Here is a 25,894-nt window from a genome sequence, read left to right as displayed (position 1 = left end):
AAATCTTGAAATCCCAAATTCCAATTCTTGACTAAAAGGGCTTCGACTTCGCTCAGCCTGACAAACTTTACTTCTACATATTACATAGTCGAAATAAAATCATTCTCTCCTTATATATATGTATAAAAAAATAAACCCGACAGGTTTTGAAAACCTATCGGGTTAAATAAGATGTATATAACTTAATAGATAATGATTTCTCTTTTATTGATTAGCTGGAGCTTTTGCTTTTGCTTCCCATTTACTCATTAAATCATTATAATCAATTGCATTTGCTGGTTTCTGATTCACTAAGCGACCCGACTCAAAGGCTCGCTGAAGAATAGTTTCAATTAAATAGTCTTCATTGACTTCATACGGATTATACTCTTTCTTTAAACTAATGTCGAATAAATTAGCTGTTGTATTAGAAACAAAGGCTTTGAAACCGCTTTTTAAAGTTCGTATCAATTCGTAAGTTGTAATTCCGGTTTGTCTATGAACTAATTTTACAAGAATTTGACCCTGTTTTCGTGAAAGTTTCTTAAGCCTAGCTTCAAATTCGTTATTCAAGTAATCTTCAACGATCTTAAAGTATTTCTTTTTTTCACGATTTGAATTCAATCGCGCCATTCCCTTATTTAATGCTGTTAATCTGTCTGCTGCTAATTTAGCGTATGGATATACTTTATAAACTCGATTTTGAAGAATCAGGAATTGCTTTTGCGCTTCGGGATCTAGCTTCTCTTTTGTAATGATTATCTCAGGCAATTCAATAGTATCGCCTAAAATCGAATCTTTTTCTGTAAGTATATAGCCCATTTGCTGGTTTTCTTTTGGTGTAACCTGAGCCTGACTTGCAAAAGAAATCAATATAAAGAATAATAAAATGCTGGTAAATCTCATTGAGTCATAATTTAAATGTAAAATTATATATTTATATACAACTCTAATACCAAATTTATAATTTAGCAAAAAAATATTTTTATGAGTACAGAATCTATCTTAAAAGATACCTCAATTGCTTTTCTGGAAAGCTACCTAAATAACGCCTCACCTACTGGTTATGAAAGTAAAGGGCAAAAACTTTGGATGAATTATTTGAAACCATACGTTGATACTTTTATTACTGATACTTACGGAACGGCTGTTGGAGTTATTAACCCGGATGCGCCTTTTAAAGTAGTTATCGAAGGCCATGCCGATGAAATCTCATGGTATGTAAACTACATTACAGATGACGGATTAATATATGTAATAAGAAACGGTGGTTCTGATCATCAAATTGCACCTTCAAAAAGAGTTCATATACATACTAAAAAGGGTATTGTAAAAGGTGTTTTTGGCTGGCCGGCAATTCATACGCGTTTGCGCGACAAAGAAGAAGCTGCAAAATTGAGCAATATATTTATTGATCTAGGCTGTGAAACCAAGGAACAAGTTGAAGCTCTTGGTGTTCATGTAGGTTGTGTCATTACCTATCCAGACGAATTTATGATTTTGAACGAAAATAAATTTGTTTGTCGTGCCATAGATAACAGAATGGGCGGTTTTATGATCGCTGAAGTTGCAAGACTTCTTCATGAGAATAAAAAGAAACTTCCATTTGGATTGTATATAGTAAACTCAGTTCAAGAAGAAATTGGCTTGCGCGGCGCTCAAATGATTGCGCAGACAATTAAACCAAATGTTGCGATAATCACTGATGTTTGCCATGATACTACTACTCCAATGATTGACAAAAAAGTAGAAGGCGATTTAAAAATGGGGAAAGGTCCTGTTATTGCTTATGCGCCAGCGGTTCAAAACAAACTGCGCGATTTGATTGTTGATACTGCCGAAGAAAACAAAATTCCTTTTCAACGTAATGCAACATCTAATGCTACAGGAACTGACACTGATGCTTTTGCTTACAGTAATGGCGGCGTAGCATCGGCTTTAATATCGTTGCCTTTGCGTTATATGCACACTACTGTTGAAATGGTGCAAAGAGAAGATGTAGAAAATGTGATTCAGCTGATCTATGAAACGCTTTTGAAAATTGAAAACAATGAAACTTTCTCTTATTTCAAATAAGAAATGATTTAAAACATTAATTCGGTTACCTTAATAATAGTAGGTAACCGAATTAATCTCTAAAAAAACAGCATGAAGATACTACTACTCGAAGACGATTTTACTTTATCTAAAGAAATCTCAGCATTCTTTACTTCAAAAGAATTCGAGTGTTTTCCTTACTATGATGGTTCTTTATTATTGAAAAAATATTCTCCACACGAATATGACCTCATTATTCTTGATATTAATGTTCCTGGAGCAAACGGAATTGATGTCTGCAAAGGAATTCGAGAAGTTGACAAAAAGACTCCCATTATTATGTTGACCGCTTTTAGTGAAATTGAAGATAAATTGGCTTCTTTTGACAATGGTGCGGATGATTATTTGGTAAAACCTTTTCATTTTGAAGAGCTGTACGCCCGAAGTTCTTCTTTATTAAGGAGAAAAGATATTCCGCAACAGACAGAAAGAAAGATTATTATTCAGGATTTGGAAATTTTGGAAGACGAAATGAAAGTTTTTCGCTTAGGAGAAGAAATCAAATTGACGCCAAAAGAATTTAAGCTGATTTTAATTCTGGCGCATGCCAAAGGAAAAGTGCTGTCGAAACAATTTATTGCTGAAAAACTTTGGGATTATCATATTGAAACCAATCAGAATACGATTGAAGTTTACATTAATTTTTTAAGAAAGAAAATAGATAAAGACCACGAAACAAAATTGATTCGTACCAAAATTGGTTACGGATATTATTTAAGCGATCAGGAATGACATTAAAAAACCGAATATCACTTTTAGTAAGTTTGCTGTTTACAATCCTTTTTGGATTGGCTTCGACCGTGATATTTGTTTTATATTCGAATTTTAGAAAAGAAGAATTTAGAGACCGTCTTGAAATAAAAGCGCTTTCGAACATTAAACTTTTAGTGAATGTGAAGGAAGTTGACGATCAGCTTTTGAAAATGATTGATCAAAACTCAATCAACAAACTATATGATGAAAAAACACTAGTATTTGACTCTCATTATAAATTGATTTACAGCAGTATTGATGATGCTAAAATTAATTGGTCGGTTGAAGATTTAAAATACCTTAAAAAACACAAAACCTTCTTTAAGCAACAAGGCAATTATGAAGTTTACGGCGTTTTCTACGATACTAAAGACAGAGATTTCTACGCTTTAATCTCGGCGAAGGATGATTATGGCAAACGCAAATTGCTTTTTTTAAGATACACACTCATTATATCTTATATCTTTTTTACTTGTATATGCTGGGTTTTGACTTCTTTTATGGTTAAAAAAGCAATGAATCCGCTGAGTACTTTTCATCAAAAAATAAAAAAAATCAACGAGAATAATCTTGATACCCGAATTGAATCAAAAAGCAATAAAAATGAAATAGATTTGATTGCCAACGAATTCAACTTCATGATGGACAGGATTGAGGTTTCTTATCAAAAGCAAAAAGAATTTACGGCACACGCCTCGCATGAGCTCAGAACTCCGTTATCGCGTATAACTTCTCAAATTGAAAATACAATTACAGATTCGGCAACTTCAGCTAAAGGAAAATCTTTTTTAAACACGATTTTATCAGATGTTAATCAATTAACTGAATTAATAAATTCGCTATTAATTCTTTCGAAAATTGACAATAAAAACCATGAGCACAATGAAGTGCATCGAATGGATGAAATTCTATTTTCGGCAATTGAAAATTTAAATAAAAGCTTTCCAGATTTCGTTATTTTATTTGAAATGGAAGAAAGTGACAATTTAGATACCGCTTTAGAAATTAAAGGAAATAAAAACTTATTAGAAATTGCTTTAAGCAATGTCCTAAAAAATGCTTGTGTGTATTCAGACAATAAACAAGCTACAGTAAAAATCAGCACTTCAGAAGATAATCATCTTATTATCTCGATTTTAAATACTGGAAATACGTTAAGCGAAAGCGAACAAAAAAATCTTTTTCAACCTTTTATGCGCGGAGCAAATTCAAAAGGAACTTCAGGATTTGGTTTAGGATTGCGCATTGTTCAGCGCATTTTAAATCTTCACAACGCGACCATAACATACAGTATTTCAAATATTAACACGAATTTATTTCAGTTAACTTTTCATTCGTAAATAATTTTAAGCTATTTTTAAGGTAGATTTTAAGGTGTCTTAAAGTCTGGTAATAGCATATTTGTACAACTTAAAATTGATACAATGAAAAAACTATTTGCATTATTACTGTTTGTCCTCCTCAATCAGGCAGTTTTGGCTCAAAAAACAGTTACACTCCAAGACTGTGAAAGCCAGTTTCTTAAAAAGAATCTTTTTTTGTTGGCATCACAATACAATATTGATGCATCAAAAGCGCTGACGATTCAAGCTCGTATTTGGGATAACCCAACAATCAGTGCCGAATTAAATGCCTATAATCCTGAGGCAAACCGCTATTTTGATATTGGAAAAGATGGTCAAAAAGCATTTGGAATTGAACAGTTGATTTACTTAGGCGGAAAAAAACGCAATGAAGTAAAACTGGCACAAACCAATGAACAATTGGCTGAATTACAATTCAATGATTTATTGAGGACTTTAAAACTGCAACTGCGAAAAAGTTTTTACACCGTTTATTACAATACAAAAAGTCTGGAAACTACAGACAATCAGTTGGCACATATTGAAGATTTGATCAATTCATATTCTGTTCAGGTGCAAAAAGGAAATATTCCTTTGAGAGATCTTGTTCGTTTGCAATCGCTGTATTTGAACTTTAAAAATGAGCGAATGGAAGTTGTAAATGATAATATTGAAGAACAGGCAAATTTAAAATTATTGCTGAACGAAACTGAAACTGTTGTTCCAAAAGTAACTGACGCTGAGTTTAATAAATATTTAAAAACCATCAATTTTGATTTGAAAGCATTTGAAACTGACGCTATAACAAATCGTCCGGATTATTTGGCAAAACAAAAAGAAATAGATGCCAATACATTAAACGTAAAATGGCAAAAATCACTTTCAGTTCCTGATGTAACTGTTGGTGCAAACTACGATCAACGAAGCGGTGCTTTTAATAAAGAAGCCAATTTGACACTTGGAATTCCGCTCCCGCTTTGGAACAAAAACAAAGGAAACATAAAATACGCTCAAACTATTCTAGAACAGTCTAAAGTTGACAAGCAAAATTTTGAATTGCAATTGCAAACTGACATCACTTCGGCTTGGACAAAATGGGATGAATCCCGTAAAAACTATGCGGTAATAAAACCAACTGTAAATTCTGATTTTGAAGCAGTTTACAACGGAATTCTGACCAATTTTCAAAAACGTAATATCAGTTTATTAGAATTTACTGATTTTATGGAAAGCTACAATCAGGCCCAGATTCAGTTAAATGAATTGAAGAAAAAAGTTGTGCTTTCAGGAGAAGAACTAAACAGTACCATTAACAAAGACTTATTTTAAATTTAAAGAAAGATGAAACATAAACTAATCATAGCCATTGCAATCGTAAGTCTATCTGTTACTAGTTGCAAAAAGGAAGTTCAAAATCCGGACACCAATACCACTTTTGCCTTGAGCGATGCCATGCTGAAAACGACTACAACAGCCGAAGCAAAAACAGAGTCTGTAAAAAACGAATTAAGTTTTTACGGAAAAATTACTGCTGATAATAATAAAATGATTGATGTATATCCGCTTGTTGGAGGAAATGTTATCAAAGTAAATGTCGAACTTGGAGATTATGTACATAAAGGACAAGTTCTGGCTACCATAAAAAGTACCGATATTGCCGATTTTGAGAAACAAGCTCTTGATGCAAAAAGTGATTTATTGGTTGCCAAAAATAATTTGAAAGTAGCGCAGGAATTGTTCGACGGAAAATTAAATTCTGAAAGTGAAGTGCTGCAGGCAAAATCAGAAGTGGCAAAAGCACAATCGCAATTAAGTAAAATTCAGGAAACGTATAAAATCTACAATATTAAAGCCGGTTCTATTTATGAAGTGACTGCACCTATTAGTGGATTTATTATTCAAAAAAGCATCAATCAGGATATGCTTTTGCGAAGCGACCGTTCTGAAAATATTTTTGATATTGCCGAAATAAGTGAAGTTTGGGCAATGGCGAATATCAACGAAATAGATATTAATAAGGTGAAATTAGGAATTGATGCTGATGTAACCTCTTTAAGTTATCCTGATAAAGTTTTTAAAGGAAAAGTAGATAAAATTTTCAACGTAATTGATCCTGAAACCAAAGCAATGCAGGCACGTATTAAATTGCAAAATCCGGGATATCTTTTAAAACCGGACATGAACGCAACTATAAAGTTGTCATTTAACGAAGATAAATCAATGATCGCGATTCCAAGTAATGCCATTGTTTTTGATAAAAGTAAAAACTTCGTAATGATTTTTAAAGATCGTCACAATATTGAAACAAGACAAGTTGAAGTTTACAGAGTTGTTGGAAATACCACTTACATTTCTAGCGGTTTAAAAGAAAATGAAAAAGTCATTACCAACAATCAGTTATTTATTTACCGTGCTTTAAACGAATAGGAAAATGGAAAAATCTGGAAAAATACTGGGGTTTGCAGCGTTATTTGTTTCGACGTTTTCATTTTCTCAAGAAACAGATTCGATCCGAAAATATAGTCTGAAATTTCAAATGACGTCTATATATCAATATCATCCTGCTTTTCATGCTGACTATTCAGGAACAAACAGTATGCATCCAGAAGACGAAGGTGCCTTATCATTAACATCAACTTTATATCTTGATGTGCCGCTTTGGAAAGGTGCTACCGTAACTTTTAATCCAGAAATGTCAGGAGGAGAAGGTTTATCACAAGCCAGAGGATTAGGAGGTTTTCCAAACGGAGAAACATTCAGAATTGGAGATACTAAACCAGTTGTTTATGTGGCAAGAATGTTATTGGAACAAAAAATTCAGTTTAAAAATAACCAATCCTTACAATTGGTTTTCGGGAAATTTGGATTATCTGACTATTTCGATAACAGTCTCTATTCACATGATCCCAGAACACAGTTTTTAAATTGGTCATTAATGACTTACGGAGCATGGGATTATGCTGCAAACACAAGAGGATACACAGATGGTTTGTACGCCAATTATCAGTTTGATACCTGGCAAATAAGAGGTTCCTTAACCGCATTACCAACGTATGCCAATGGTCCAAATGTTGAATTTAGCTTTGCCAATTCGAATGCGATAAACATAGAAATTGAGAAAAAAATTGTCTTTAAAAACAATGACAGCAGCACTATAAAATTATTAGGTTTTAGAAATGTAGCCGGAATGGGAAATTATGAGCAATCAAACTCCAATTTCACAACCACTCCAGATATTCAAAGTACCAGGCAAAACGGGCGTACCAAATATGGAATTGGTTTAAATATGGATTATACGCACAACGATAGCTGGGGACTTTTTGGGCGAATAAGCTATAATGATGGAAAAAACGAAACCTGGGCGTTTACAGAAATTGACCGATCAGCACAAATGGGTATTCATTTAAATGGAAAAATGTGGAATCGAACTGATGATTTTGGCGGAATTGCTCTCGTGGCAAATGGATTATCGAATTCGCATAAAGAATATCAAAAGCTTGGAGGAAATGGTTTTATGATTGGCGACGGAACTTTAAATTATGGCGTTGAACAAATTGTAGAAGTATTTTATTCCTTTTTAGTGCCCAATACACATATTACATTATCGCCAGATTATCAATTTGCAATGAATCCGGGATATAATAAAGACAGAGGCCCAATCCAGTTTTTTGCATTGCGTTTTCACACCGAGTTTTAATCCTATAATACTAAATATGCATTCTTAAAACGAAAGCAACAGAATTAAAAAAATAAAAATTCATCATTAAAAATACTTTTTAGAATGAACAAATTCATTAGAAATATAATTGCTTTTTCACTTAAGAATAAAGCTTTCACCTTTTTTTGGGTGGGATTATTGGCGGTCGCAGGATTTATCTCCTTTAAAAATATGCCAATTGATGCTTTTCCAGATGTAACAAATACGCAAATTATCATTATCACACAATGGAATGGTAAAAGTGCCGAGGAAGTTGAGCGTTTTGTAACTTCTCCAATTGAGATCTCAATGAACTCAGTACAAAAAAAGACAAGCGTCCGCAGTATTACGATGTTTGGTTTGTCTGTAATCAAAATTATTTTTGATGACGGTGTCGATGATACTTTTGCGCGTTTACAGGTAAATAATTTATTAAAAAATGTTTCACTTCCAGATGATGTTGAACCAGACGTTCAGCCTCCATATGGGCCAACCGGAGAAATTTTTAGATATATCGTAAAAAGCAACAGCAGAGACAGCCGAGAATTATTGACGTATCAAAATTGGGTAATTGACAAACAGTTGCGTGCCGTTCCCGGTGTTGCCGATTTGAATGTTTTTGGAGGTCAGACTAAAACGTATGAAGTTGGGGTTGATCCAATTAAATTGGCTAAATATAATATTACGCCTTTACAAGTTTACAATGCTGTAAACGCAGGAAACTTAAATGTTGGCGGTGATATTATAGAAAAAAATGGTCAAGCATTTGTGGTTCGTGGTGTCGGGCTTTTAAAATCAATTCCTGATATTGAAAATATTATTGTTGATGATGCCGGCGGAAATCCGATTTTGGTTAAAAATGTGGCAAATGTTTATGAAAGCGCAATGCCGAGAGTTGGTCAAACCGGAATTGGAAAAAACGATGATGCTGTAGAAGGAATTGTCGTAATGCGAAAAGGCGAAAATGCGCAGGAAACTTTAGCATTGATTAAAGATAAAATAAAGGATTTAAACGAAAATATTCTACCAAAAGACATTAAAATAGAAACGTTTTACGATCGTGATAATTTAATGAACTTCACGACCGAAACTGTAATGCACAATTTATTTGAAGGAATAATTTTAGTTACTGTTGTCGTTTTCTTATTCATGGCCGACTGGCGAACTACTTTTACCGTTTCGATTGTAATTCCGTTATCGTTATTATTTGCCTTTTTGTGCCTAAAAATGATGGGAATGAGTGCCAACTTACTGAGTTTGGGAGCAGTCGATTTCGGGATTATTATTGATGGTGCTGTCGTTATGGTTGAAGGATTGTTTGTGGTTTTAGATCATCGGGCGCATCAACTCGGAATGACGGCATACAATAAAATTGCCAAAGGAAGTTTGATTAAAAAAACAGGAACTGAAATGGGTAAAGCTATCTTCTTTTCTAAATTAATCATCATTACTGCCCTATTGCCTATCTTTTCATTCCAGAAAGTAGAAGGAAAAATGTTCTCTCCTCTCGCCTACACATTAGGTTTTGCATTAATGGGAGCGTTGCTTTTTACTTTGACATTGGTTCCGGTTTTATCACACATTCTTTTAAATAAAAACGTAAAAGAAAAACATAATCCATTTGTAAATTTCTGGGACAGAATTGTTGGAAAAGGATTTGCCTGGACATTTAAGCATAAAGTTCAAACATTAATTGCTGCTGTGGCTGTTTTAGTTAGCGTTTTCTTTTCGGCTACTTTTTTAGGAACCGAATTTTTACCACAATTAAATGAAGGCGCTTTATGGGTAACTGCAGAATTACCAATGAGTACTTCGCTTCCTGAAAGTGTACAGACGGCATCGATGATCAGAAAAGATCTTGAAAGTTTTCCTGAAGTTAAAAATGTGCTCTCGCAAACGGGCCGAAGCAATGATGGAACTGACCCAAATGGTTTTGGTTTTATTCAGCTTCAAGTAGATTTAAAACCAAAATCGGAGTGGACACGCAAAATTTCTATGGATGATTTGATTAATGAAATGGATAAAAAACTGAAAGTTCATCAAGGTATCACTTATAATTATTCACAGCCGGTTATTGACAACGTAGCTGAATCTGTTGCAGGTTTTAAAGCTTCTAATGCTGTGAAAATTTATGGCGATGATCTTGATAAATTAGATGAATTATCAAATGAAGTGTTAGACAAAATAAAGAATATCCCAGGAATTAAAGACGTTGGTATTCTTCGTAATATCGGTCAGCCAGAAATCAGCGTTATTTTAGATCGAGAAAAAATGGCAGCTTATGGCGTAACTTTAAGTGATGCACAAGCCGTTTTAGAATTGGCTTTTGGTGGAAAAACAGCTACTCAGAAATATGAAGATGAAAAGAAATTTGATGTCAGAGTTCGTTTTTCTAAAGAATATCGAAAAGACGAAGAAGATTTGGCTGAACTTAAAGTTCCAACAATAAGCGGTGTTAAAATTCCGCTGAAAGAAATCTGCGACATTAAAACTATAACGGGTCCTGCATTTATTTACAGAGACAACACAAAACGTTTCATTGGAGTAAAATTCTCTGTTCGTGACCGCGATTTAGGAAGCACAATTGCTGAAGCTCAGAAAAAAGTAGCCGAATTAAAAATGCCTACAGGCTACACAACTGGCTGGACAGGAGAATTTGAAAATCAGGTTCGTGCAAGTGCGCGTCTGGCTCAAGTTGTACCAATCAGTTTAATTGGAATATTTGTGCTGCTTTTTATTTTGTTCGGAAATATAAAAGATTCACTTTTAGTTTTGGCCAATGTTCCGTTTGCAGTTATTGGAGGAATTATGGCTTTGCATATTACCGGAATGAATTTTGGAATCTCCGCTGGTGTTGGTTTCATTGCCTTACTTGGAATTTGTATTCAAAATGGAGTTATTTTAATATCAGAATTCCATCATAATTTGAAGGCCAAGTTCACGCTCGAAGAATCTATTTTTATGGGAGTGAAAGCCAGAACAAGAGCTGTAGTTATGACTGCATTAATGGCTTCAATAGGTTTAATGCCGGCAGCAATTTCAACTGGAATTGGTTCTGAATCTCAAAAACCTCTTGCAATTGTAATTATTGGAGGTTTAGTTACTGCTACGATTCTAACATTGCTTGTCTTCCCGATTATTTTCTGGGTTTTCAATCGCAAGAAAAATGTTCCTATAGAATAATTAAAATTGTAATTAGAAGAAAAAGCATCATTAATTTTAATGGTGCTTTTTTTATTTCCCTTACGCTTTAGTTTAATATCTTGCAGTAGATCTTAAAACGACAATTTATGAAATACATCTATTTTCTAATAACCATTTTTTCAATTTCTTTGTTAGCCTCAGTTATAAATGCAAAAGAAGGTTTTACTTGTTTTCTCGAAATTATTCCTGCAATTATTGGATTTCTGATTTTAGCATTCACCTTCAAAAAATTCCGTTTTACCAATTTCACTTATACCTTGATTTTAATACATTGTATAATTCTATTCATCGGCGGTCATTATACTTATGCCGAAGTTCCTTTCTTTGATTATATAAGAGAAATTTTTCATCAAAGCCGAAATAATTATGATAAAGTAGGTCATTTTGCTCAAGGATTTGTTCCTGCCATGATTATACGAGAATTATTTATCCGCAAAAAAGTCATCAGCAATAAAAGTTTTTTCAATTTTATTATTGTGAGTATTTGTTTGGCAATAAGTGCTGCTTACGAATTTATAGAATGGTTTGTTTCTCTGGCAACCGGAGATGGCGGTGATGCTTTTTTAGGAACGCAGGGTTATGTTTGGGATACCCAGTCAGATATGCTGTTTGCCACAATTGGTGCGATTACAGCTTTGATTTTATTCTCGAGATTTCAGGATAAGAAAATTCAAGAAATCAATTTTTAAAATTTCTTGATCGTATAAAAATAAAAAACGGCCCTCTGCTCAAGGAAGGCCGTTAAGTATACTAACTCTAACTCAAACTAGATTTAAACTGTTATTTTAAATCTTTTAAGATTGCAATAGCTTCTGTTGCATTTGACAATTGTGCATATTTCAATGCTGTAAAACCTTGTTCGTTTTTATCTTCTGGACGCGCGCCATTTTCTAATAAAACTTTAAGGATCTCAACTTTATTGTATCGAGCTGCGATCATCAAAGGTGTCATATCCTCTGATTGCTCATTAACATTTGCTCCATAAGCAATAAATTTTTTCACTACTTCTAAATCTCCTTTACTAACTGCTACGTGCAATGGTGCAGAGAAATTTCTAGAAATTTCAATTTTTGGATTTACCGCTAATGTTGTGTGATTTGCTGCCATTGAAACATTGGCAAAAGCTACTAAAGCTACTCCTAAAATAATTACTGACTTTTTCATGTTGATTGATTGTTAAATTGATTGATTATTGATGATTTTTAATTTCTATGTAAATGTAATTCAATTTTATGTATTATGCATTACAAAGTACCTTGTTTTAACTAATTCTTAACATTCAATTAATATAAGCGCTGGTAATCAAACTGAAGGTTAATAATTTGCTTTCTTAATAGACGCTCAAAAACTCAATATGTTACAGTTTAAATCAAAAAAATGTAAAAAATCTTATGAAAATTTTTCATTTTTACAAAAGAGCCACTAAATACGGGCATTTTACTTCACTCAAAATCAGAAGAAAACAACCGTTATTATGTGATTTTATGTATATTTAGTAAACCAAAAAACGATTAAAAACTTAAAACAAAAAAACTATGGGAATTATCAAGAAAATTTTAATTGCATTGATTTTAATTATTGCTGTTGTATTAATTGCAGCTGCTATAATGCCAAAAGATTATGCTGTAGAAAGAGAAATAACCATTAACAAACCTGTTGATTCAGTATTTAGCTATGTGCGCTCGCTAAAAAATCAAAACGAATTTAGTGTCTGGGCAAACCTTGATCCTAAAATGAAATCCACTTATACAGGTACTGATGGAGCTGTTGGCTCCATTTCGGCATGGGAAAGTGAAGTGAAAGATGTGGGAGTTGGTGAACAGGAAATTACAAAAATAACAGAAGGAAAGCGTATAGACTTTGCGCTCCGTTTTAAAGAGCCAATGAATGATACTGCAGTTGGTTTTATGTCTACGGAAAGTGCTTCTGGAAACCAAACAAAAGTAAAATGGGGAATCAGCGGTGTAATGCCTTATCCTATGAATATCATGCTGCCAATGATGAAAATGGATCAAATGATTGGAAACGATCTGCAGAAAGGTTTGGAAAACTTAAAAGCGAAAATGGAAAACTAAATAAAAATGCCCTGCTAAAACTAGCAGGGCATTTTTCATAAGTAACTTATCTTATTTAGAAGAAAGATATTCTACTACATTTTTTTCAATGCGTTGATCAATATTATCAATATCAGCCTTAACGAATTTTTCTCCTAAAATATTCTCGTACAATTCAATATATCTTTCAGAAACAGATTCAATATATTCATCAGACATATCTGGAATTTGTTGTCCTTCCTGACCTTGAAAACCGTTTTCGATTAACCAGCGGCGTACAAATTCTTTTGATAATTGTTTTTGCTCCTCGCCTTTTGCTTGTCTTTCTGCATATCCATCTGCATAAAAATAACGAGATGAATCTGGTGTATGAATTTCGTCAATTAAAACGATAACGCCTTCTTTCGTTTTTCCAAATTCGTATTTTGTATCAACTAAAATTAAACCTCGAGAGGCAGCAATTTCAGTTCCTCTTTGGAATAAAGCACGTGTATATTTTTCTAAAACCAAATAATCTTCTTCAGAAACAATTCCTTTTGATAAAATATCCTCGCGAGAAATATCTTCATCATGAGAACCATTATCTGCTTTTGTAGTTGGCGTAATAATTGGTTCAGGAAATTTGTCGTTTTCCTTTAAGCCTTCAGCCATTATTACACCACAAATTTGTCTTTTTCCTGCAGCATATTCACGTGCCGCATGACCAGAAACATAACCGCGAATAACCATTTCAACTTTAAAAGGATCACATAAATGCCCAACAGCAACGTTTGGATCTGGAGTAGCAATCAGCCAGTTTGGAACAATATCCTGAGTCAACTCCATAAATTTTGTCGCAATCTGATTCAAAATTTGCCCTTTGTATGGAATTCCTTTTGGTAAAACCACATCAAAAGCCGAAAGTCTATCAGTTGCTACCATTACTAAAAGCTCGTCGTTGATATTATAAACTTCTCTAACTTTTCCGCGGTAAACTGATTTTTGGTTCGGAAAATTAAAATTTGTAGTTGTGATTGTATTACTCATTATTTGTTGTGTTGTTTTTTTATGAATGCAAATTTAAAACTAATTAAAAGAAAAAAAGAATCTATTCAGATTCTTTTTTTAGTCTCAGTATGCAGTCACAGTTTCCAGTCTTCAAAACTGTGACTGAAAACTGCGACTGAATACTATTTTTTTAAAAGTGTCGAATTAAATAAATTCAATATTCTGCCATATTCATCAATCCAAGAATACGTTTCTTTAAATCCGTGTGATTCAACTGGGAAAGAAGCCAAACTCCAATTCTTTTTCTCTAATTCAATAAAACGCTGTGACAAACGTACAATGTCTTTATACTCAACATTATCATCAACCATTCCGTGCAACATTACTAAATTTCCTTTTAAATTATCTGCAAAATAAATTGGTGAACTTTTTTTGTATGCTTCTGGATCCGTTTCAGGGAAATTCAAAATGTTACCAGTATATCCATGATTATAATGTGCCCAGTCTGTAACCGAACGCAGCGCAGCGCCCGAAGTAAACTCGCCTGGAGTTGTCAACATTCCCATTAAAGTAATGAAACCTCCATAAGAACCTCCATAAATACCAACTCTGTCAGCGTCAATTCCGTATTTTTCAACCAATACTTTTTTACCATCTAAATGATCTGATAAATCTTTTCCGCCCATAAAACGATAAATTCCAGTTCTAAAATCACGTCCGTAACCGTCACTTCCTCTGTAATCGATATCTAAAACAGTGTAACCTAAGTCAGTCAACATATTATGGAACATATATTCTCTGTAATAATTACTCCAGAAATTATGCGCGTTTTGAAGATATCCAGCTCCGTGAACAAAAATAATAGCGGCTTTGTTTTTAGTTTCTGCAGTTGGTGTATAGATTCTTGCATTTACCAGAGTTCCATCCTGTGCTTTAAATGTAATGACTTCAGGTGCTCTCCATTGGTATTTTTTGAAATCTTCAGTAACCGAAGATGAAATTTGCTGTAAAGCTGTATTCTTTTTATTTTCAGCAACATAAAAATCCCATGGAATGTTTTTATACGAATAACGAACTAAAAGTGATTTTTCGTCTGGCGAAAGAACGACTTCGTGTGCTCCGTCTTTCGTTAAAATTGGCTGTAAAATTCCCTCAGCTGGAACTAATTTATAGAATTCTCTATTTCCAGGATGCGTCGAGTTTGTGCTCAAATAAAATACTTTTTTATCCTTAGATAAAGTCACATCACGAACTTCCCAATTCCCTTTTGTTAATTGAGTTTTCTTTTTCGTTTTTAAATTATAAGTATATAAATGTGAATATCCTGTAGCTTCAGACTGGAAATAAATGGTTTCATTATCTGCCAAAAAATCTAAATTACCAGATGCAAATGAATACGATGGAATTCCAGGACCACCAATCCAAGCTTCATCATGCTGATATTCAATTTCTTCAAAAGTCCCTTTTTCCAAATTTAAATTTACAAGCCATCTGTCTTTATTATCCTGACTTCTGATTTCAACAATTGCCAATGATCCGTTTTCATTATAAACAGGAGCTAGAGCTAAAATCAGTTTGTCTTCTTTTGGCTTGTTCTTTAGATTATCATATTCTTGGAAATACTTTGGAGTATCTTGAATGTGACTTAAAGTCGAAAAATTCACGTAATAAACTGAATCTTTTGCAACAGAATAAATTCCGAATTTCGTTTTTACAAAATTACTTGTCGAAACTTTTTCTTTCGTTTCTGGATTCTGGTTATAACCGTCAGAAGTAATAAATACTTCCATTTTTTCTTGCTTAGCTTCGTTATCTTCAACTAATCTGAACGTTGCAAAATTCCCGTTTGGGTTTACTTTAAGACTTGTAAATCTGTCTTTTCCATAAAAATATTCTTTTGCAAAATCAGATTTTACCGCTTTTGATTTAGCAAGATTCCATTGCTTTTTAGCTTCTTTGTCTCTAATAAACTGGAATAATTCTTTTTGCTGTGTATTTAAAAAAGTTTCCTTTTCAGGTTTTGTTTCTTTTTTAGTTCCTTTACTAAAATTGGTAAGCTGCAAAACAGTTCCTTCTTTAGTATTGTATTTGAAAATATTATCGTTTTGAGAAAAAAACAATACTCCAGCTTCAGATCCTAACTGTAGATTTGATATTGCTACTGATTGCTGAATCAATTTTTTACTGATTTTTGACTGAATTGAATAGGAATACAAACTTCCTTTATCTACATAATAAACAATATCAGAACCTGGTTTGCTTTTGAAATCCATTTGAGAAAAAACAACTTCTTTTGGCTGAACGACTTCTGGTTTTGTCATTCCTTTTTGCCAATAATACGTACTTGTTCCCAGTTCATCCTTCGGATTCCATTCAAAATAAACCTTTTTTCCGTCTAAGGACCAGCGTCCGTTAGTGGGTTGATTTCCAATGAAAGATTCTCCTTTCATTATTTCTTCTAATTTTAATTTCTGAGAATTTCCCGTTATGGAAAGCAACAGAAAGGCAAGAACAAAACTGTTTTTTATCATGGTAGTTGTATTTGAGAAAACAAAAATACACTTTGAAAACTATTAAAAAAATTGTTTTTCTCTAACGAAACTTACCACGCTAATTTTCAGATAATTACAAAAAATATCCTCGAATTAAATATTTGAGAATCATAAATTTAATTGAATAAAAAAGTTATTTAAAACTCAAAATTCCTTTTCCAAAAGATTTTATTGAATTATCTAAATTTCCAAGTGTAGTTTCTGGCAGTTTTTTAAAATCGTTAGTTTTTACAATTAAAATTTGCCCTTGATCTTTAGCCGGTGCATTCGGAACAAAAACAACTGCATTTCCATTTTCATCTTCTTCGATCAAATGTGCAGGCTGCCAATAATCTCCGTTTTTCAACAAAATAGGCAAATCAGTACTTGGTTTTTTCTTTCTGCCTTTCAATTTTTCTTCCGCTTCTTTTTTGTTTTTTTCATAACCCGGCAAAAATATCATCAGCTTATCATCAACCCATTTCGTGAATCTTCTTAATAAGGATAAACGCATCAAATATCCGCTTAAATAAATCAAAAGCACTAAAATAACACCACCCGCAACATCGGTTGCATATTTCCCAAGAACAAGATCTAAACGGAGAAAATGAGCAAATTTTTCACCATAATTCTGAAAAAATTTCCAAACTTTTCCCACCAGTATAAAAAAAACAAGAAGCGGTAATAACAATAATGCTCCCGAAATGCAATTTCTCTCAACTTGACCTAAAAATTCTTTCATCGCTAAATAAATTAAGGTTATAAAAAAAGAGCTGATTCTTAACGAATTAGCTCTTATAAAAATAATTATTTATTTGCATTTGACAAGAAAGTCAACTATAAAACATTCAATATTAGCCTATTGCAAGCTCTTTATCAAGAATTTTAGAAGCAATATATCTTGCAACACCATCTTCGGCATTTGTTTTAATAACCTCCAGTTCTGGCAAAGTCTCTTTTAATAAAGCTGGCGCATTTCCCATAATTAATCCTTTTCCTGCTGCTGACAACATTTGCACATCGTTAAAACCATCTCCAAACGAAACTGCTTCTTGTAATGTAAAACCTTCTTTTTCAAGCACTCTTTCAATTGAAACTGCTTTGTCAATCGATTTGTCCATAAATTCAAGACAAGTCGGCAAACTGAAAGCATGATGCAGATGTTCTGAAGAATTGGCTAAAATTGCATCTTTCAATTTCACTAATTTTTCATGATTTTCACACGAAAAGAAAATTTTAATGGCACCAAAATCTTCCAGAGTTTTATAATCAACTAATTCTGGGCGGTATTTTAAATCGGCCTGAAAAGCATTTAATTTTTCATTAATTCTGCTGGTTTGCCAAACATTTTCTTTGAATAAAACTACCGTAATTTCAGGATCGATTTCGACATTTAACGCTGCTTTTACCACATCGCTGTCTAAGTTGAAAGAAAAAAGCTCTTCTTTATTAGGCGAATGAATTCGCGCTCCGTTTGAACTCACTAAATAAACCGGAACTTCAAGTGTTTCAATAATACCAAAAGCATCAAGGTGATGACGGCCTGTAGCTACAACGATAAGATAATTTTGATTGTGAAGTTCCTGAAAAATGGATTTAGTATATTCTGAAATTCTATGCTGTGGGTTGAGTAAAGTTCCGTCAAGGTCACTTATTACCACTTTTATATTCTTGAGTTTTGTCATATTAATGTCAACTGTTTTGATTTGCAAATTTAAGGCTTTAAGATGGGAAGACCAAAGTTTAAAAGCTTCAGTCCATTAAAATACGGCAAGTTTATTATTTATTTAACTATTTCGTTAAATAAATTCAAATCTTTACAATTCCTGATTTATATAAATTCAACGCTTTTATTAAAACCGATTCAATTTGTTCCAAAGGCAAATCCTGATCAGCATCAAAAAGCATTATTTTCATTCTTGAACGTGCTTCCTGTAACAAAAATGGCTCATCAAAATATTTTCCTTCGACTATACTTAAATAAGGCTTTTTGTATTTTTTATGAATCCATAAATAACAGAACATTTTTCCTTTGTAGCAAAAGAATGGCATTCCGTATTTTAAAACATGCGTAATGTCCTTGTCTTGTTTTAGAATGATTTCACGTAATGCAAGAAATGTTCCTTTTATAGGTTCTTCTTGATTTAGGTAGAAATCGTCAAGTTGTTTCATTTTCTAAATTATTCGTAAATTCTAGCTCCTTTAAAAATTTCAGAAAAAGTTTTCCAGTCTGGTTTATCAGCATCAACATTCTGATTTGTATTATCATAATAGTGCTGAATATCTTCTGCATAAGAACTCAAAGCTTCTAAAAAATTTGGCAGAGTTTTATTTTCCTAACTTTCAGGATGATCTAAAAGATCTTTATGCAATAGTTCGATAAATTTTACAAAACTTTCCCTATCAGTAACTTCGAAATCATTAATTATATCCTTCATAAAAACTTATTTTAAAAAAAATATTCGTTTTGCACCTTTCAAAAAGAAATAAGTACAAAACGAATATTAATAAATGTTAAAACACATTTTACGATTTACATTTAACATTTCACAAAAATAAAACTTAGTCGTGATTTTCTATTTGTTTGTAAGCGTCGATTACCTTTTTCACTAATCTGTGGCGAACGATATCTTTATCATCAAGATAAATAATTCCGATTCCGTCAATGTCTTTCAGAACCAAAATTGCTTCTTTAAGCCCCGAAATAGTTCTTCTTGGCAAATCGACCTGACCAGGATCTCCCGTAATCATAAATTTGGCGTTTTTTCCCATACGAGTCAAAAACATCTTCATTTGTGAATGCGTTGTGTTTTGTGCTTCATCCAGAATTACAAAGGCATTATCAAGTGTTCGCCCGCGCATAAATGCCAAAGGCGCAATCTGAATAATTCCTTTCAAGATGTAATCTTCAAGTTTTTCATTAGGAAGCATGTCGCGCAAAGCGTCGTACAAAGGCTGCATATAAGGATCCAGTTTTTCTTTCATATCGCCGGGCAAAAATCCAAGGTTCTCCCCTGCTTCTACCGCCGGTCGCGTCAATATGATCCTTTTTACTTCTTTGTCTTTAAGCGCTTTGACCGCCATTGCAACGCCTGTGTAAGTTTTTCCCGTTCCAGCTGGACCGATGGCAAAAACCATGTCATTTTTTTTGATAGTATCCACCAGCAATTGCTGATTGGGCGTCATGGCTTTAATAATTTTACCGCCAACTCCGTGAACTAAAATTTTGTCGTGATCGTAAGCCTTTTTTTCTTCTTGGCCATCACTCATAATTACACGTTCAATTACATTATCATCAATGTTGTTGTATCTGGTAAAATGAAGCATCAGCCTCTGAAATCTCTTTTCGAATTCATCTAAAACTTCTTTTTCGCCAAAGGCTTTCAAAGTGGTCCCTCGCGCTACGATTTTAAGCTTCGGGTAGTACTTTTTAATGATTTCAAGATGAGAATCCTGCGCGCCCCAAAAGTCTTTTGGAGCGATGTCTATTAGCTCGATAATTCTTTCGTTCAAATGAGATAAATTTAAATTAAAAATAAATTTGTTTTGTAAATCTATGGCTGTCGGGTATGTTCATATCTTTAAATGCAATTTGTCTTTTCTTTCTTTCAATTTGCATTTACTATTATTAGATTTGCATTTCTCAAATTTAATGAAAATTAGATTTAAATACTATCAATAGTTATAAACAAAATGATGTCAATAATTACCCTTACTACTGATTACGGCTTAAAAGACCACTTTGTGGGTTCGCTGAAGGGTAAAATTATCTCTGAACTTCCAGAGGCAAAAATTATTGATATTTCGCATGACATCGATCCATTTAACACTGCCGAAGCGAGTTACGTTGTTGGAGCATCTTATTTGAGTTTTCCAAAAGGAACTGTACACTTAATTGGTGTTGATATTGAACGCAATAAAGAAAATCAGCACATTGCGATGCAGTGGAATGATCACTATTTTATTTGTGCTGATAACGGAATATTAAGTATGCTTACGCAGAAGATTGTGCCGCAGAAAATTGTCGCCATAAATATTCACGATCGCTTTCCAGAAGTATACTCTGATTTAGATGTTTTTATACAAGTTGCCTGTCATATTGCAAAAGGCGGTTTACTGAATGTTATTGGTAAAGAAATTCCGGCTATAAAAGAAGTTACAGAACTTCAGGCAGTAGTTGCGGCCGACGGAAATTCCTTAAAAGGATACGTTATTTATATTGATCATTTTGGAAACGTGGTTACCAATATTTCTAAAAAACAATTTTTAGAAATTTCCCGCGGACGACCTTACGAAATTGTAATGAAACCAAAAAGCATCAAAACAATTCTTCCTAATTACTCAGCAATTGCTACTTCTGAAAAATATCCAATTAAAACCTATGAAGGAGAAAAACTGGCCATTTTTAATGAAGCTGGTTTCCTTGAAATTGCAATTTTTAGAAGCAATCCTTCAAAAGTTGGTTCTGCAAATAGTTTATTGGGATTGAATTACCGTGATGTGATTACGGTTAAGTTTTCTTGATTTTAGATTTAAAATAGCCCGCAGATTATATTGATTGAGCGGATTTGCTCTGATTATAATTCGCTTTTTTAACTTCAACACAATATATCATAAACATAGCCCGTGGTTTCAACCACGGGAAACGTATTGCAATGTGCATTATGATATGAATTACGATAACGCATCTTGCGCAATATCCATTGTGCCCCCCACGGTTGAAACCGCGGGCTATGTTTAAGCATTATCACGATAAAAAATTAGGTTTTAGATTATTCAAAATTTTTATAAAAACAACAATCAATTTTGGTACTTTTGCGCACCTGTAAGACTTTAGGTATTCAAAAAACCTAAACGCTACAATCTAAAATTTAAAATTATAATATGTTCGTAAGAATAGTAAAAATGAGTTTTCACGAAGAAAAAATCCCAGATTTTCTGGAGAATTTCGAGTCTGTGAAAGATAAAATACGAAATGCAGAAGGAAATCGTTTTTTAGAATTGTATCAGGATAAAAATGACAAATGTATTTTCTTTACTTATAGTTATTGGGAAACCGAATCTGATTTAGAAAATTACAGACAATCTGAACTATTTAATTCGGTTTGGGATTTTACAAAGAAATTATTTAATGCAAAACCAGAGGCTTGGAGCGTGGATAAAATTGTTTCTTTAGTTTAAAGTTTCAGGTTTCAAGTTGCTCACTTAACGTGAAACTTGAAACTTGAAACCTGAAACTTGAAACAAAAGACAATTACACGATTAAACAAATAAACGAATAAACGTTATACATGAAATCAATCATTTTAAGAGAAATAAAATCCTTTTTTGGCTCTCCTATTGGCTATTTAGTCATTGCGATTTTCTTAATCAGCAACGGACTATTTTTATGGGTATTTGAGGGAGATTACAACATTTTGAATACAGGTTATGCCGATTTAACTCCGTTTTTCACATTGTCACCATGGATTTTAATTTTCCTGATTCCGGCCGTTACCATGAGAAGTTTTTCTGACGAAAAAAAACAAGGTACGCTTGAATTGCTTTTAACCAAGCCTTTATCTGTTTGGGAAATTGTAAACGGAAAATTTTTCGGATCATTTTTGCTTATTATTTTGGCAATTATTCCAACATTTATATATGTATATGTGATTTCAGATTTAGGAGATCCAGAAGGAAATATTGACATGGGAAGTACAATTGGTTCTTATTTCGGATTATTATTTCTTATAGCATCTTATTCCGCAATAGGCATCTTCACTTCTACTTTATCAGAAAATCAAATCGTTGCCTTTATTATTGCAGTTTTTCTATGCTTTATATTTTATTTTGGTTTTGAAGGAATTGCAGCATTAATGCCAGGACAATCCAATATCATTTCGGCATTTGGAATGCAGAATCATTTTAAAAGCATGAGCCGAGGCGTAATTGACACACGAGATATTATTTATTTCTTGAGTGTTACTGTACTGTTTTTATCTTTTACCGTTTATCAATTAAAATCTTTTAAAGCGTAATGAAAGCATCTAATAAATTAAATTTAAAGACATTAGGCATTACAGTTTTCGTTTTAATTGTTTTAAATGTTCTTGGAAGCTTATTTTTCCACCGTTTTGATTTAACTAAAGACAAACGATATACTTTATCTGAAACTTCTTTACAAATTGTAAAACAGGTTAAAAATCCACTGTCAATAAAAATCTACATGCAGGGCGATCTTCCTGCAGATTTTAGACGTTTACAACAGGAAACCAGACAATTGCTGGAAGAATTTCAGGCTTACAACAGCAATATTGTTTTTGAATTCGTTAACCCGATGGAAAACGAAGACGAAAGCATGGAAATAGTAAAATCACTTTACCAAAAAGGTCTTACACCAATAAACATCACTGTTGACGATAGAGGAAAACAGTCGCAGGCAATGGTTTTTCCTTGGGCAATTGCGGTTTATGACAATAAAGAAGTTAATATTCCGCTGTTGAAAAATATCATGGGAACTTCAACTACTCAAAAAGTAATTGGTTCTATTCAGCATCTGGAATATTCAATTGCTGATGCGATTAACAAAATCACAAAAGCCAAACAAAAGAAGGTTGCAATTATAAAAGGAAATGGTGAACTGCACGAAGTTCACATTGCAAAAATGCTAAAACAAATTAAAGAAAGCTATTACATTGGACCTTTTACACTGGATTCTGTTGCCAAAGATCCAAACGGAACTTTAGACGCGCTTAAAAAATATGATTTAGCCATTATTTCAAAACCAACTGAAGCTTTTTCTGATGAAGAAAAACAGGTTTTAGATCAGTTTATCATGAATGGCGGTAAAACAATTTGGCTAATTGATCAAGTTGCTGCCGATATGGACAGTTTGTACAATCAGGCTGGAGCTACTTTGGCGTATCCAAGAGATTTAAATTTGAACGATATGTTCTTTAAATACGGATTCAGAATCAATCCTGATTTGGTTAAAGATGAATACGGAAGTCCAATAAAACTAGCCACTGGCGAACAAGGAAGCGCAACACAATATCAAGAATTTAAGTGGAAATATGCACCTATTGTAAAACCTGAGAGCCAGCATCCAATTGTAAAAAATTTAGGCCAAATCAAATTTGATTTTGCCAGCCCGATTGATACTTTGAAAAACGGAATAAAAAAAACGGTTTTACTGCAATCGTCTCAATATTCGAAGAAAATTGGAACTCCAGCAGAAATCAATCTGAATATTGTAACCGAACAGACAACGCCGCAGGAATATCTGAATAAAGGAAATCTAAATCTTTCTGTTTTATTGGAAGGAAGTTTCCATTCGGCTTTTGAAAATCGTGTTTTGCCTTTCAAAGAAAGTTCATTTCAGTCAAAAGGAAAACCAACAAAAATGATTGTTATTGCCGATGGTGATTTAGCCCGAAATCAATTGGACAAAAACATGATGCCAGTTGAATTAGGCTACGATCAGCGTACCGGAAATCTATATGACAACAAAGATTTCATGATGAACTGCATCAATTATTTGCTTGATGATACCGGACTTATTAACATTAGAAGCAAAGATGTGGAATTGCCTATGCTGGACAGAAATAAGGTTTCTGATAATTATACGATGACGCAATTCATAACTATCGGACTTCCAATTCTAATTTTATTGATTTTCGGACTGGTGTTTACGTTCCTAAGAAAAAGAAAATACAGCAAATAGATGTTAATAAAAAAATTGCGAAACTAAGATAGTTTACGATATATTTGTAATCCTAATCTTTAGTCTCCCAAATCCTAAAGAATACATCAAAAAATAAAATATAACAGATGAAATTTATAGTATCGAGTTCGTACTTATTAAAACAATTACAAGTTTTAGGTAGTGTAATTAACAGTAACAACACGTTGCCTATTTTAGACAACTTTTTATTTGAACTAGACAATGATGCATTGACAGTTTCGGCTTCAGATCTTGAAACTACGATGTCGGCTACATTATCAATCGATTCTAAAAGTAAAGGAAGCGTTGCTGTACCTGCAAAACTTTTACTTGAAATTTTAAAAACGTTTCCAGAACAGCCTTTAACTTTTACAGTTGAAGACAACAATACAGTTGAAATCAGTTCTAACTCAGGTAAATATGCATTAGCATATGCTGCTGGAGAGGAATTCCCTAAATCTGTTCATCTTGAAGATCCATCTGTAACGCTAGTTCCTGCTGATGTTTTAGCAACTGCTGTAAGCAAAACTATTTTTGCTGCCGGAAATGATGATTTACGTCCAGTAATGTCTGGGGTTTTCTTCCAGTTTTCACCAGAAGGATTAACTTTTGTTGCTACAGATGCTCACAAATTGGTAAAATATGCACGTACAGATGTAAAAGCATCTCAAGTTGCTGATTTTATTATGCCAAAGAAACCTTTGAATATCTTAAAAAGTATTTTAGGAAGTTCTGATGCAGAAGTAAAAATTGAATACAACGATTCAAATGCGACTTTCTCATTTGACAATTATATCTTGATGTGTCGTTTGATTGATGGAAAATACCCAAATTACGAAGCGGTAATTCCAAAAGAAAATCCAAACAAATTAATGATTGACCGTTCTTTATTTTTAAGCTCGGTTCGTCGTGTTGCTATTTTCTCAAACAAAACTACACACCAAATTCGTTTGAAAATCGCTGGAGCTGAATTAAATGTTTCTGCTGAAGATATTGATTACTCAAACAAAGCCGAAGAAAGATTGACTTGTGATTATCAAGGAGATGATCTTCAAATTGGTTTTAACTCAAGATTTTTAACAGAGATGCTTACTAACTTGCAATCAGACATGATCATGTTAGAAATGTCATTGCCAAATAGAGCTGGAATCCTTACTCCAGTTGATGGCTTAGAAGAAGGAGAAACGGTTACCATGTTGGTAATGCCTGTAATGTTAAATAGTTAACATCAAAACTTCTTTTTGTTACAGGGATGTTTTTTAGTTTAAGATTAAAGATATATCATTGTAAAAAAAAATATCGCTATTAACCAACCATTTTTTATACCTAGAAACCGCAATTCTTTTTTTAAGATTTGCGGTTTTTTATTTGGGAAACTATGCGCGCAAATTTTTAACGCAAAGCGCGCTAAGATTTTTTTACAAGCTAATTTAAAAACACTAAGTTCGCAAAGCTATATCGAAACAAAGCTTTGCGAACTTAGCGTAGTCTATATACAATCTATATCAAAAAATCTTAGCGCGATTTGTGGTTAAACTCAACGCAAA

Annotated in this window: 23 protein-coding genes; 14 read left to right on the top strand and 9 right to left on the bottom strand. The window is 33.2% G+C overall.

Going from position 1 to position 25,894, the window contains the following annotated elements; translation table 11 throughout:
- Positions 1-204: 204 nt before the first annotated feature.
- Positions 205-885 carry a DUF4294 domain-containing protein gene (locus GKZ88_RS22085; protein ID WP_155104469.1) on the bottom strand — a complete coding sequence of 227 codons (681 nt, stop codon included), beginning with the start codon at positions 883-885 and terminating at the stop codon, positions 205-207.
- Between the two features lie 81 nt (positions 886-966).
- On the opposite strand from GKZ88_RS22085, the gene GKZ88_RS22080 reads away from it, so the two are divergent.
- The 8 genes from GKZ88_RS22080 to GKZ88_RS22045 all read left to right on the top strand — a co-directional run bounded on the left by GKZ88_RS22080 (position 967) and on the right by GKZ88_RS22045 (position 11,762).
- The gene (locus tag GKZ88_RS22080; RefSeq protein WP_155104468.1) at positions 967-2,055 is read left to right on the top strand and encodes a M42 family metallopeptidase; all 1,089 of its coding nucleotides are present in this window, start codon (positions 967-969) and stop codon (positions 2,053-2,055) included.
- Positions 2,056-2,127: 72 nt separating this feature from the next.
- A complete protein-coding gene (locus tag GKZ88_RS22075) occupies positions 2,128-2,808 on the top strand; it encodes a response regulator transcription factor (protein ID WP_155104467.1) in 681 nt (226 codons plus the stop codon).
- Complete coding sequence (locus GKZ88_RS22070) at positions 2,805-4,169, top strand: HAMP domain-containing sensor histidine kinase (RefSeq protein ID WP_155104466.1); 1,365 nt, start codon at positions 2,805-2,807, stop codon at positions 4,167-4,169. Before GKZ88_RS22075 ends, GKZ88_RS22070 begins: the two co-directional genes overlap by 4 nt.
- 84 nt (positions 4,170-4,253) lie before the next feature.
- Complete coding sequence (locus GKZ88_RS22065) at positions 4,254-5,501, top strand: TolC family protein (RefSeq protein ID WP_155104465.1); 1,248 nt, start codon at positions 4,254-4,256, stop codon at positions 5,499-5,501.
- A 12-nt stretch (positions 5,502-5,513) separates the two neighbouring features.
- Entirely contained in the window at positions 5,514-6,599 is a 1,086-nt protein-coding gene (locus GKZ88_RS22060; protein ID WP_155104464.1) for an efflux RND transporter periplasmic adaptor subunit, read from the top strand.
- Positions 6,600-6,603: 4 nt separating this feature from the next.
- Entirely contained in the window at positions 6,604-7,869 is a 1,266-nt protein-coding gene (locus GKZ88_RS22055) for a carbohydrate porin (protein ID WP_155104463.1), read from the top strand.
- An 84-nt stretch (positions 7,870-7,953) separates the two neighbouring features.
- On the top strand, positions 7,954-11,052 hold the full coding sequence (locus GKZ88_RS22050) for a CusA/CzcA family heavy metal efflux RND transporter (protein ID WP_155104462.1): 3,099 nt from the start codon (positions 7,954-7,956) through the stop codon (positions 11,050-11,052).
- Positions 11,053-11,159: 107 nt separating this feature from the next.
- Entirely contained in the window at positions 11,160-11,762 is a 603-nt protein-coding gene (locus tag GKZ88_RS22045; protein WP_155104461.1) for a DUF2238 domain-containing protein, read from the top strand.
- Positions 11,763-11,853: 91 nt separating this feature from the next.
- On the opposite strand, the gene GKZ88_RS22040 is transcribed toward GKZ88_RS22045, so the two are convergent.
- Positions 11,854-12,237: an ankyrin repeat domain-containing protein gene (locus tag GKZ88_RS22040; RefSeq protein ID WP_155104460.1), complete on the bottom strand. Its 384-nt coding sequence runs from the start codon at positions 12,235-12,237 to the stop codon at positions 11,854-11,856.
- A 371-nt stretch (positions 12,238-12,608) separates the two neighbouring features.
- Between GKZ88_RS22040 and GKZ88_RS22035 the strand changes: the two genes are divergently transcribed.
- On the top strand, positions 12,609-13,148 hold the full coding sequence (locus tag GKZ88_RS22035; RefSeq protein WP_155104459.1) for an SRPBCC family protein: 540 nt from the start codon (positions 12,609-12,611) through the stop codon (positions 13,146-13,148).
- Between the two features lie 51 nt (positions 13,149-13,199).
- Here GKZ88_RS22035 and GKZ88_RS22030 read toward each other — a convergent pair whose 3' ends face one another.
- The 7 genes from GKZ88_RS22030 to GKZ88_RS22000 all read right to left on the bottom strand — a co-directional run bounded on the left by GKZ88_RS22030 (position 13,200) and on the right by GKZ88_RS22000 (position 20,158).
- Entirely contained in the window at positions 13,200-14,153 is a 954-nt protein-coding gene (locus GKZ88_RS22030; protein ID WP_155104458.1) for a phosphoribosylaminoimidazolesuccinocarboxamide synthase, read from the bottom strand.
- 143 nt (positions 14,154-14,296) lie between these two features.
- Positions 14,297-16,645 (bottom strand): prolyl oligopeptidase family serine peptidase, encoded by a 2,349-nt coding sequence (locus GKZ88_RS22025; protein WP_155104457.1) that lies wholly within the window; start codon positions 16,643-16,645, stop codon positions 14,297-14,299.
- Positions 16,646-16,799: 154 nt separating this feature from the next.
- On the bottom strand, positions 16,800-17,387 hold the full coding sequence (locus tag GKZ88_RS22020; protein WP_155104456.1) for a hypothetical protein: 588 nt from the start codon (positions 17,385-17,387) through the stop codon (positions 16,800-16,802).
- A 112-nt stretch (positions 17,388-17,499) separates the two neighbouring features.
- The gene (locus GKZ88_RS22015) at positions 17,500-18,330 is read right to left on the bottom strand and encodes a Cof-type HAD-IIB family hydrolase (protein ID WP_155104455.1); all 831 of its coding nucleotides are present in this window, start codon (positions 18,328-18,330) and stop codon (positions 17,500-17,502) included.
- Positions 18,331-18,454: 124 nt separating this feature from the next.
- Complete coding sequence (locus GKZ88_RS22010; RefSeq protein ID WP_155104454.1) at positions 18,455-18,817, bottom strand: DUF1801 domain-containing protein; 363 nt, start codon at positions 18,815-18,817, stop codon at positions 18,455-18,457.
- An 8-nt stretch (positions 18,818-18,825) separates the two neighbouring features.
- A complete protein-coding gene (locus GKZ88_RS22620) occupies positions 18,826-18,948 on the bottom strand; it encodes a hypothetical protein (protein WP_255474723.1) in 123 nt (40 codons plus the stop codon).
- A gap of 259 nt (positions 18,949-19,207) precedes the next feature.
- Positions 19,208-20,158, bottom strand: coding sequence for a PhoH family protein (locus GKZ88_RS22000; protein WP_155104453.1), 951 nt, complete (start codon positions 20,156-20,158; stop codon positions 19,208-19,210).
- A gap of 183 nt (positions 20,159-20,341) precedes the next feature.
- Between GKZ88_RS22000 and GKZ88_RS21995 the strand changes: the two genes are divergently transcribed.
- The 5 genes from GKZ88_RS21995 (at position 20,342) to dnaN (ending at position 25,573) form a co-directional block, all read left to right on the top strand.
- The gene (locus tag GKZ88_RS21995; RefSeq protein ID WP_155104470.1) at positions 20,342-21,169 is read left to right on the top strand and encodes an SAM-dependent chlorinase/fluorinase; all 828 of its coding nucleotides are present in this window, start codon (positions 20,342-20,344) and stop codon (positions 21,167-21,169) included.
- 360 nt (positions 21,170-21,529) lie between these two features.
- Positions 21,530-21,826, top strand: a complete 297-nt coding sequence (locus GKZ88_RS21990) for an antibiotic biosynthesis monooxygenase family protein (protein ID WP_155104452.1) — start codon at positions 21,530-21,532, stop codon at positions 21,824-21,826.
- A 110-nt stretch (positions 21,827-21,936) separates the two neighbouring features.
- A complete protein-coding gene (gene gldF, locus GKZ88_RS21985; RefSeq protein ID WP_155104451.1) occupies positions 21,937-22,662 on the top strand; it encodes a gliding motility-associated ABC transporter permease subunit GldF in 726 nt (241 codons plus the stop codon).
- Complete coding sequence (gene gldG / locus GKZ88_RS21980; protein WP_155104450.1) at positions 22,662-24,347, top strand: gliding motility-associated ABC transporter substrate-binding protein GldG; 1,686 nt, start codon at positions 22,662-22,664, stop codon at positions 24,345-24,347. The genes gldF and gldG overlap by 1 nt, the downstream gene beginning before the upstream one ends.
- Positions 24,348-24,454: 107 nt before the next feature.
- The gene (gene dnaN, locus GKZ88_RS21975; protein ID WP_133526596.1) at positions 24,455-25,573 is read left to right on the top strand and encodes a DNA polymerase III subunit beta; all 1,119 of its coding nucleotides are present in this window, start codon (positions 24,455-24,457) and stop codon (positions 25,571-25,573) included.
- Positions 25,574-25,894: the final 321 nt, after the last annotated feature.

This window comes from Flavobacterium sp. LC2016-01 (assembly GCF_009711135.1).
In the GTDB taxonomy this organism is placed as follows: Bacteria; Bacteroidota; Bacteroidia; order Flavobacteriales; family Flavobacteriaceae; genus Flavobacterium.
Note: the sequence above shows the minus strand (reverse complement) of the source record. Positions and strands in the feature narration are given on the sequence as shown.

Coding starts and splice junctions, on each gene's coding strand:
- GKZ88_RS22085 (WP_155104469.1), bottom strand. CDS start 885: ATGAGATTTACCAGCATTTTATTATTCTTTATATTGATTTCTTTTGCA.
- GKZ88_RS22080 (WP_155104468.1), top strand. CDS start 967: ATGAGTACAGAATCTATCTTAAAAGATACCTCAATTGCTTTTCTGGAA.
- GKZ88_RS22075 (WP_155104467.1), top strand. CDS start 2,128: ATGAAGATACTACTACTCGAAGACGATTTTACTTTATCTAAAGAAATC.
- GKZ88_RS22070 (WP_155104466.1), top strand. CDS start 2,805: ATGACATTAAAAAACCGAATATCACTTTTAGTAAGTTTGCTGTTTACA.
- GKZ88_RS22065 (WP_155104465.1), top strand. CDS start 4,254: ATGAAAAAACTATTTGCATTATTACTGTTTGTCCTCCTCAATCAGGCA.
- GKZ88_RS22060 (WP_155104464.1), top strand. CDS start 5,514: ATGAAACATAAACTAATCATAGCCATTGCAATCGTAAGTCTATCTGTT.
- GKZ88_RS22055 (WP_155104463.1), top strand. CDS start 6,604: ATGGAAAAATCTGGAAAAATACTGGGGTTTGCAGCGTTATTTGTTTCG.
- GKZ88_RS22050 (WP_155104462.1), top strand. CDS start 7,954: ATGAACAAATTCATTAGAAATATAATTGCTTTTTCACTTAAGAATAAA.
- GKZ88_RS22045 (WP_155104461.1), top strand. CDS start 11,160: ATGAAATACATCTATTTTCTAATAACCATTTTTTCAATTTCTTTGTTA.
- GKZ88_RS22040 (WP_155104460.1), bottom strand. CDS start 12,237: ATGAAAAAGTCAGTAATTATTTTAGGAGTAGCTTTAGTAGCTTTTGCC.
- GKZ88_RS22035 (WP_155104459.1), top strand. CDS start 12,609: ATGGGAATTATCAAGAAAATTTTAATTGCATTGATTTTAATTATTGCT.
- GKZ88_RS22030 (WP_155104458.1), bottom strand. CDS start 14,153: ATGAGTAATACAATCACAACTACAAATTTTAATTTTCCGAACCAAAAA.
- GKZ88_RS22025 (WP_155104457.1), bottom strand. CDS start 16,645: ATGATAAAAAACAGTTTTGTTCTTGCCTTTCTGTTGCTTTCCATAACG.
- GKZ88_RS22020 (WP_155104456.1), bottom strand. CDS start 17,387: ATGAAAGAATTTTTAGGTCAAGTTGAGAGAAATTGCATTTCGGGAGCA.
- GKZ88_RS22015 (WP_155104455.1), bottom strand. CDS start 18,330: ATGACAAAACTCAAGAATATAAAAGTGGTAATAAGTGACCTTGACGGA.
- GKZ88_RS22010 (WP_155104454.1), bottom strand. CDS start 18,817: ATGAAACAACTTGACGATTTCTACCTAAATCAAGAAGAACCTATAAAA.
- GKZ88_RS21995 (WP_155104470.1), top strand. CDS start 20,342: ATGTCAATAATTACCCTTACTACTGATTACGGCTTAAAAGACCACTTT.
- GKZ88_RS21990 (WP_155104452.1), top strand. CDS start 21,530: ATGTTCGTAAGAATAGTAAAAATGAGTTTTCACGAAGAAAAAATCCCA.
- gldF (WP_155104451.1), top strand. CDS start 21,937: ATGAAATCAATCATTTTAAGAGAAATAAAATCCTTTTTTGGCTCTCCT.
- gldG (WP_155104450.1), top strand. CDS start 22,662: ATGAAAGCATCTAATAAATTAAATTTAAAGACATTAGGCATTACAGTT.
- dnaN (WP_133526596.1), top strand. CDS start 24,455: ATGAAATTTATAGTATCGAGTTCGTACTTATTAAAACAATTACAAGTT.